7 protein-coding genes and 1 pseudogene are annotated in these 7,027 nt (G+C 65.1%); 2 read left to right on the top strand and 6 right to left on the bottom strand.

The window, feature by feature from the left end; translation table 11 throughout:
* Positions 1–102: 102 nt before the first annotated feature.
* From EGJ34_RS08945 to EGJ34_RS08965, 5 genes are all read right to left on the bottom strand, one after another.
* Positions 103–888, bottom strand: a complete 786-nt coding sequence (locus tag EGJ34_RS08945) for a succinate dehydrogenase iron-sulfur subunit (protein ID WP_125360148.1) — start codon at positions 886–888, stop codon at positions 103–105.
* Positions 889–954: 66 nt separating this feature from the next.
* Positions 955–2,745, bottom strand: a complete 1,791-nt coding sequence (gene sdhA / locus EGJ34_RS08950; protein ID WP_125360149.1) for a succinate dehydrogenase flavoprotein subunit — start codon at positions 2,743–2,745, stop codon at positions 955–957.
* A gap of 31 nt (positions 2,746–2,776) precedes the next feature.
* Positions 2,777–3,163 carry a succinate dehydrogenase, hydrophobic membrane anchor protein gene (gene sdhD, locus EGJ34_RS08955; RefSeq protein ID WP_125360150.1) on the bottom strand — a complete coding sequence of 129 codons (387 nt, stop codon included), beginning with the start codon at positions 3,161–3,163 and terminating at the stop codon, positions 2,777–2,779.
* Entirely contained in the window at positions 3,160–3,552 is a 393-nt protein-coding gene (sdhC, locus tag EGJ34_RS08960; RefSeq protein WP_125360151.1) for a succinate dehydrogenase, cytochrome b556 subunit, read from the bottom strand. The genes sdhD and sdhC overlap by 4 nt, the downstream gene beginning before the upstream one ends.
* Before the next feature lie 56 nt (positions 3,553–3,608).
* Entirely contained in the window at positions 3,609–3,782 is a 174-nt protein-coding gene (locus tag EGJ34_RS08965; protein ID WP_125360152.1) for a DUF1674 domain-containing protein, read from the bottom strand.
* A gap of 39 nt (positions 3,783–3,821) precedes the next feature.
* Between EGJ34_RS08965 and EGJ34_RS08970 the strand changes: the two genes are divergently transcribed.
* Positions 3,822–4,694 (top strand): folate-binding protein YgfZ, encoded by an 873-nt coding sequence (locus EGJ34_RS08970; RefSeq protein ID WP_125360153.1) that lies wholly within the window; start codon positions 3,822–3,824, stop codon positions 4,692–4,694.
* A gap of 79 nt (positions 4,695–4,773) precedes the next feature.
* On the opposite strand, the gene ugpC is transcribed toward EGJ34_RS08970, so the two are convergent.
* The gene (gene ugpC / locus EGJ34_RS08975; RefSeq protein ID WP_125360154.1) at positions 4,774–5,871 is read right to left on the bottom strand and encodes a sn-glycerol-3-phosphate ABC transporter ATP-binding protein UgpC; all 1,098 of its coding nucleotides are present in this window, start codon (positions 5,869–5,871) and stop codon (positions 4,774–4,776) included.
* Between the two features lie 354 nt (positions 5,872–6,225).
* Between ugpC and EGJ34_RS08980 the strand changes: the two are divergent.
* A pseudogene (locus EGJ34_RS08980) lies at positions 6,226–7,027 on the top strand (glucose-6-phosphate dehydrogenase); the annotation flags it as partial.

Raw genomic sequence — 7,027 nt, forward strand, 5'->3', positions numbered from 1 at the left:
CGATCATTGCACCGTGGACACGCATGGCGTGTCCCTACACGGGTAACCTGGCGTAGTGACACGCCATGCGTGTCACCGCGGTGCCGGACAACCCGGGCGTCATCAGGCGCGGCGCGCCATCATCAGCTTCTTGATCTCGGCAATGGCCAGCGCCGGGTTCAGGCCCTTCGGGCAGGTGCGGGCGCAGTTCATGATGGTGTGGCAGCGGTACAGCTTGAACGGATCTTCCAGATCGTCCAGGCGCGCACCGGTATCTTCATCGCGCGAGTCGATGATCCAGCGGTAGGCCTGCAGCAGGATGGCCGGGCCCAGGTAACGCTCGCCGTTCCACCAGTAGCTCGGGCAGCTGGTCGAGCAGCAGGCGCACAGGATGCACTCGTACAGGCCGTCCAGCTTCTTGCGGTCGTCCGGCGACTGCAGGCGCTCGCGGTCCGGCGGTGCCGGGGTCTGGGTGCGGATCCACGGCTTGATCGACGCGTACTGCGCGTAGAAGTGGGTCAGGTCCGGCACCAGGTCCTTGACCACGCTCATGTGCGGCAGCGGGTAGATCGGCACTTCGGCCTTGCCGCAGTCGGCGATGGCGCGGGTGCAGGCCAGCGTGTTGGTGCCGTCGATGTTCATCGCGCACGAACCGCAGATGCCCTCGCGGCACGAACGACGGAAGGTCAGGGTCGGATCGATCTCGTTCTTGATCTTGATCAGCGCGTCCAGAACCATCGGACCACAGGCGTCCAGATCGATCTCGTAGGTGTCGGTACGCGGGTTGCTGTCGTCATCAGGACTCCAGCGGTAGACCTTGAAGGTGCGCAGGTTCTTGCCGCCGGTCTTGGCGGGGAAGTGCTTGCCCTTCGTGATCTTGGAATTCTTTGGCAGGGAAAACTCGGCCATGGCTGTTCTCGTTGGCTCAGGCGGCCCGCGCCCGAAGGCGCGGATGCTCGGTAGTCGGGATCGCGATCAGTACACGCGCGGCTTCGGCGGCACCACGTCGACCTCGTCGGTCAGCGTGTACATGTGCACCGGACGGTAGTCGAAGCTGCACTTGCCCTTGTCGTCCACGGTCACCAGCGTGTGCTTGTGCCAGTTGACGTCGTCGCGGTCCGGGAAATCTTCGTGCGCATGCGCGCCACGGCTTTCCTTGCGCTGCTCGGCCGAGTTGATCGTCGCCACTGCGTTGAGCAGCAGGTTGTTCAGCTCGTAGGTTTCGATCAGGTCGGAGTTCCAGACCAGCGAACGGTCGCTGACCTTCACGTCCTGGAACGAATCGAACACGGTGGCCATCTTCTCGCAGCCTTCCTTCAGCGTCTGGCTGGTGCGGAACACGGCGGCGTCAGCCTGCATGGTGCGCTGCATGTTGTCGCGGATGACCGAGGTCGGGGTGTCGCCATTGGCGTAACGCAGCTTGTCGAGCAGGCCCAGCGCCTTGTCGCAGGCATCCGAAGCCAGCGGCTTGTGCGCCGCGCCCGGCTTGATGGTTTCCGCGCAGCGGTTGGCCACCGCACGACCGAACACCACCAGGTCGAGCAGCGAGTTCGAGCCCAGGCGGTTGGCACCGTGCACCGAGACGCAGGCGGCTTCGCCGATCGCGTACAGGCCCGGCACCACGGCGTCGTCGTTGCCGTCCACCTTGCGCACCACTTCGCCGTGGAAGTTGGTCGGAATGCCGCCCATGTTGTAGTGCACGGTCGGGATGACCGGAATCGGCTGCTTGTGCACGTCGACGCCGGCGAAGATGCGGGCGCTTTCGGCAATACCCGGCAGCTTCTCGTCGATCACGCCCGGGCCCAGGTGGGTCAGGTCGAGCAGGATGTGGTCCTTGTGCTCGCCGACGCCGCGGCCTTCGCGGATTTCGATGGTCATGGAGCGGGCGACCACGTCGCGCGATGCCAGGTCCTTGTAGTGCGGTGCGTAGCGCTCCATGAAGCGCTCGCCGTTGCTGTTGCGCAGGATGCCACCTTCACCGCGGACACCCTCGGTGATCAGGCAGCCGGCACCGTAGATGCCGGTCGGGTGGAACTGCACGAACTCCATGTCCTGCATGGCAATGCCGGCACGCATGGCCAGGCCGCCACCGTCGCCGGTGCAGGTGTGCGCCGAGGTGGCGCTGAAGTAGGCGCGGCCGTATCCGCCGGTCGCCAGCACCACGCCCTGGGCGCGGAACAGGTGCAGCGAGCCATCGGCCATGTCCAGCGCCAGCACGCCGCGGCAGGTCCCTTCTTCATCGAAGATCAGGTCCAGCGCGAAGTACTCGATCATGAAGCGCGCGTCGTGCTTCAGCGACTGCTGGTACAGGGTGTGCAGCATGGCGTGACCGGTACGGTCGGCCGCCGCGCAGGTGCGCTGCGCCGCCGGGCCCTCGCCGTACTTGGTGGTCATGCCGCCGAACGGGCGCTGGTAGATCTTGCCCTCTTCGGTGCGGCTGAACGGCACGCCGTAGTGTTCCAGCTCGATGATGGCCGGAATGGCCTCACGGCACATGTACTCGATGGCGTCCTGGTCGCCCAGCCAGTCCGAGCCCTTGATGGTGTCGTAGAAGTGGTAACGCCAGTCGTCTTCGCCCATGTTGCCCAGCGCGGCGGAAATACCGCCCTGCGCGGCCACGGTGTGCGAACGGGTCGGGAAGACCTTGGTCAGGCAGACGGTCTGCAGGCCCTTGGCGGCAAGTCCGAACGTGGCGCGCAGACCGGCACCGCCGGCACCGACCACGACCATGTCGTACTTGTGTTCAGTAATCTTGTAAGCGGACATCTAATCTGGATTCCTGTCTTGGTGCCTGGACTCAGGCAACGCCGAGCGCAATGCGGGCGACCGCAAAAACACTGATGATCGCGCCGAGCACGGCGATGAACTTCACCGTGGTCTGCAGCGCCAGGGCCAGCAGCGAGTTGTGGATGTAGTCTTCCAGCACGACCTGCAGGCCGAGCTGCGCATGCCAGAACATGGCGATCAGGAAGCCGACCAGCAGCATCGCATTCCACGGCTTGGACACCGCTTCGGTGGCGGCTGCGTAGTCCGAACCCACCAGGCTCAGCACGAACACCAGGAACCACAGGGTCAGCGGAATCAGCGCGGTGGCGGTCAGGCGCTGGTGCACGAAATGTTCGGTGCCGGTCTTGGCAGCACCCAGGCCGCGCACGTTCTTCAGCGGAGTACGGAACTTGCTCATGCGGCACCTCCGACGAACACATAGGCCCAGACCAGGGCGGTGATCACCAGCGAACCGACGACCGAAAGCCAGCTGCTGCGCACGAAGGCCGGAATGCTGAAGCCGATGGCGAAGTCCTGCACGATATGGCGGATGCCATTGCAGAAGTGATAGGCAAACGACCACGTCCATGCGAACAGGAACAGCTTTCCATACCATGCACCGGCGTGACCGGTGAAGCAGTTCCAGGATTCAGGACCCATCATCAGGGCGAGCAGGCCGCCGGCGATGATCAGGGCTCCAACAGACAGAAAGATGCCGGTCGCTCGATGAAGAATCGAGGTGGCCATCTGGATCTGCCAGCGATACACCTGAAGGTGCGGGGAAAGGGGACGTTCTCTGGCGGCCATTCGCTGGGCTCGTTGTCTCGGCTGGGCGGCGCAATGCCGCGTTGGCTCAATGCTGATCAGAAATCGATGCAGCGTCCGTTTTTCTCCCAATCGCCATACCGCACCGGATCGAGTCCGCCGCGGCCGCCGAATTCCGGAGCCGGTGCCGGGGTCGGAACGAGCGCATGCTCCTCCGGCACCAGCGGGGCTTCAGGTTCGACGTCGGGAGTGGGGGTTGTTTGGCCTATCATGGGTGGTCTCGCAACGCACAAATTTTAGACCCCGTTCACGTGCCTGACAACCTGCCCCCGCCATCCGATGGTCTTACCGGCGCATTTACGCGCCTTCCTGGTCACCGCCTGCTCAGCCTGCGCGGGCCTGATGCCGTGGTTTTTGCACAGGCCCAGTTCGCCAACGACGTCAGCGCCCTGCCCCTGCGGCACTGGCAGTGGAGCGCGTGGTTGAGCCCGAAAGGCCGCACCCTCGCGGTGTTTCAGCTGCTGCGGGTGGAAGACGATCACGTAATGCTGGTGCTGGCCGACGGGGACGTTGATGCGATTGCGTCGCAGTTGCAGCGATTCGTGTTCCGTCGCAAGCTCAAAGTCGAACTGCGCCCGGACCTGAACGTCGCCGGCAGCTTCACCGCGCCCGAAGCGGCCAGCGGTGCCGCATTTGCGCAGGACGACCAGATTCTGGAGCTGGACGTGGGCAGCGACGCGCTACCGCGCTCGGTGCAGATTGCGCCTGCCGACACCGCCTTGGCCGAAGACGCAACATTCACCCTGGCCTGGCGCCAGTCCGACCTGCGTTACGGCGTGCCGCGACTGGAACAGGATCAGCTTGAAGCGTGGACGCCGCAACAGCTGGGCCTGGACCGTCTGAACGGCTACAGCGTGAAGAAAGGCTGCTACCCCGGCCAGGAGATCGTGGCCCGCACGCACTTCCTGGGCAAGGCCAAACGGGCGCTGCAGCTGCTGCGCGCAGGCGACGGCGTGGCCAGCGGTGCGCGGGTCGAACAGAACGGCGCGGAAATCGGCACCGTGGCCAGCGTGGCCGGGGACCTGGCGCTGGCGGTGTTGCCGCTGGAGCTGGCCGAGGGGGCGTTGAGCGTGGGCGGTGTGGAGGCGCACGCCGTGCCGTTGTTGGACGGGTTGGCGCGTTGAACCGGTGTCACGACCAACGGTCGTGACCAACCACGATCCACGACCGGTAGGTCACGACCGTTGGTCGTGACCCGCGCGATCAGGCGTCGTGATTCAACCGCTCACCGGTTTCGGCGTCGAAGAAATGCAGCCCCTGCGGCTGGATCGCCACCCGGATCGATTCCCCCACCGCCGGCAATGCCTGCGGCGCGACGCGCATCACCAGCGCCTGGTCACCGCGGCGCATGTTGACGAAGATCTCGTTGCCAACCGGTTCAATGCCTTCGATCTCTGCATCGAAGCCATGCACATCACCGGCCACCGCCGGCTGCAGATGCTCAGGGCGCACGCCGACGGCAATCGGCTTGCCGACCCACGCCGCATCCACCGTGGCATCACCGAGCGGCGCACGCAGCAACGCCTGCGCCACCACCAGCCCGTCGTCGCTGCCACGCTCCAGCGTCCCGCGCAGCACATTCATCGCCGGGCTGCCGAGGAAGCCAGCCACGAACAGATTGGCCGGACGGTCATACAGCGCCATCGGCGTGTCGATCTGCTGGATGATGCCGTCCTTGAGCACCACGATGCGCTGGCCCAGGGTCATCGCTTCGACCTGGTCGTGGGTCACGTAGATCATGGTGGTGCCGAGCTTGCGATGCAGCTGCGCGATTTCGGTGCGCACGCTGTGGCGCAGCTTGGCGTCCAGGTTGGACAGCGGCTCGTCCAGCAGGAACACCGCCGGCTCACGTACCAGTGCGCGCCCGAGCGCGACGCGCTGGCGCTGACCACCGGACATCGCCTTGGGCAGTTTGTCGAGCATTTCGGTCAGGCCCAGGGTCTGCGCCGCCTCGTTGACCCGCTTGGCAATGGTCGCCTTGTCGTGGCCGCGCAGCTTCAGCCCGAAGGCCAGGTTCTCGGCCACGGTCATGTGCGGATACAGGGCATAGCTCTGGAACACCATGGCGATGTCGCGATCCTTGGGAGCCACATCGTTGACCACCCGGTCGCCGATGGTCAGGGTGCCGCCGCTGATCTCCTCCAGGCCCGCCACCATGCGCAGCAGGGTCGACTTGCCACACCCCGACGGCCCCACCAGCACCATCAATTCGCCGTCGGCCACTTCGAAGGTGGCTCCCTGCACGGCCACCTGGCCGTTGTCGTACACCTTGCGCACGCCCTGCAACTGCACTTTTGCCATATCACCCATTCCAGTCCGCCCGTTCTCCGGGCTGTTGTGCGGAACTGCCTTCGGCCCTCCCGATGGCAGGTCGATGGCGTGGTGCCGCATGACGGCGACCACTGCAATCGAATACAGTCTGCCCATTCTGCCATGTAAACGTTTTCACGTGGCAGTATCCTTGGTTCGGTCATCACCGGTGTTGCTGGATGAGACAACAGTCTCCCGATTGCAGCGGTGTTTGGCCCATGATGGGCGGGTACGCGCCTGTTCATGCTGCACCTGCAGCAATGGGACAGCGCCACCAGCAACACCCCCGAGAACATAGACGAGAAGCGATTGACAACGATGTCACCCGGATCTGAAACTCGAGCGATGCACGACACCCTCTTCCTGTTTGGCGCCACCGGCGACCTTGCCCAGCGCTATCTCTTCCCTTCGTTGCTGCGCCTGCTGGGCGATGGACTGCTGCCGGAAGACTTCAAGGTCCGCGCGCTGGCGTTGTCGCCGCATGACACCGAGGCCTTCCGGGATATCCTGCGCCCGCGCCTGCAGCAGGCGATGCCGCAGGCCAGCCAGGATGACATCCAGTCGCTGCTGCAGCGCATTGACTACCGTTCGGTCGACCTGCGCGACCCGCAGTCGGTGGCCGAGTCGGTGCGCGACCTGGTGCACCGGCAGTGCGTGAGCTACCTGGCCATTCCGCCGGGCCTGTACATCTCCACCTGCGAGGGCCTGGCGCTGGGCGGCGCATTGGCGGCACCGTCGCGACTGATGCTGGAGAAGCCGATCGGCAGCGACAGCGCCAGCGCCGAACACATCCTGACCACCATCGGCCAGTGGATCGACGAAGACCGCGTGTTCCGCCTGGATCATTACCTGGGCAAGGCCGCGGTGCAGAACCTTATCGCTCTGCGCTTCGGCAACACGCTGCTGGAAGCGGTGTGGAACCGCAACTACATCGAGTCGGTGCACATCCTGGTCGCCGAAAGCGAAGGCGTGGACGGCCGCGACGCCTACTACGCACGCTCGGGCGCGCTGCGTGACATGGTCCAGAGCCACATCCTGCAGCTGCTGTGCCTGGTCGCGATGGAACCGCCGGCGTCGCTGGAAGCCGACCGCGTCCGCGACGAGAAGGTCAAGGTGCTGCGCGCCCTGCGCCCGCTCGACGCCAAGC

It is taken from the genome of Stenotrophomonas sp. 278 (assembly GCF_003935715.1).
In the GTDB taxonomy this organism is placed as follows: domain Bacteria; phylum Pseudomonadota; class Gammaproteobacteria; order Xanthomonadales; family Xanthomonadaceae; genus Stenotrophomonas; species Stenotrophomonas maltophilia_AH.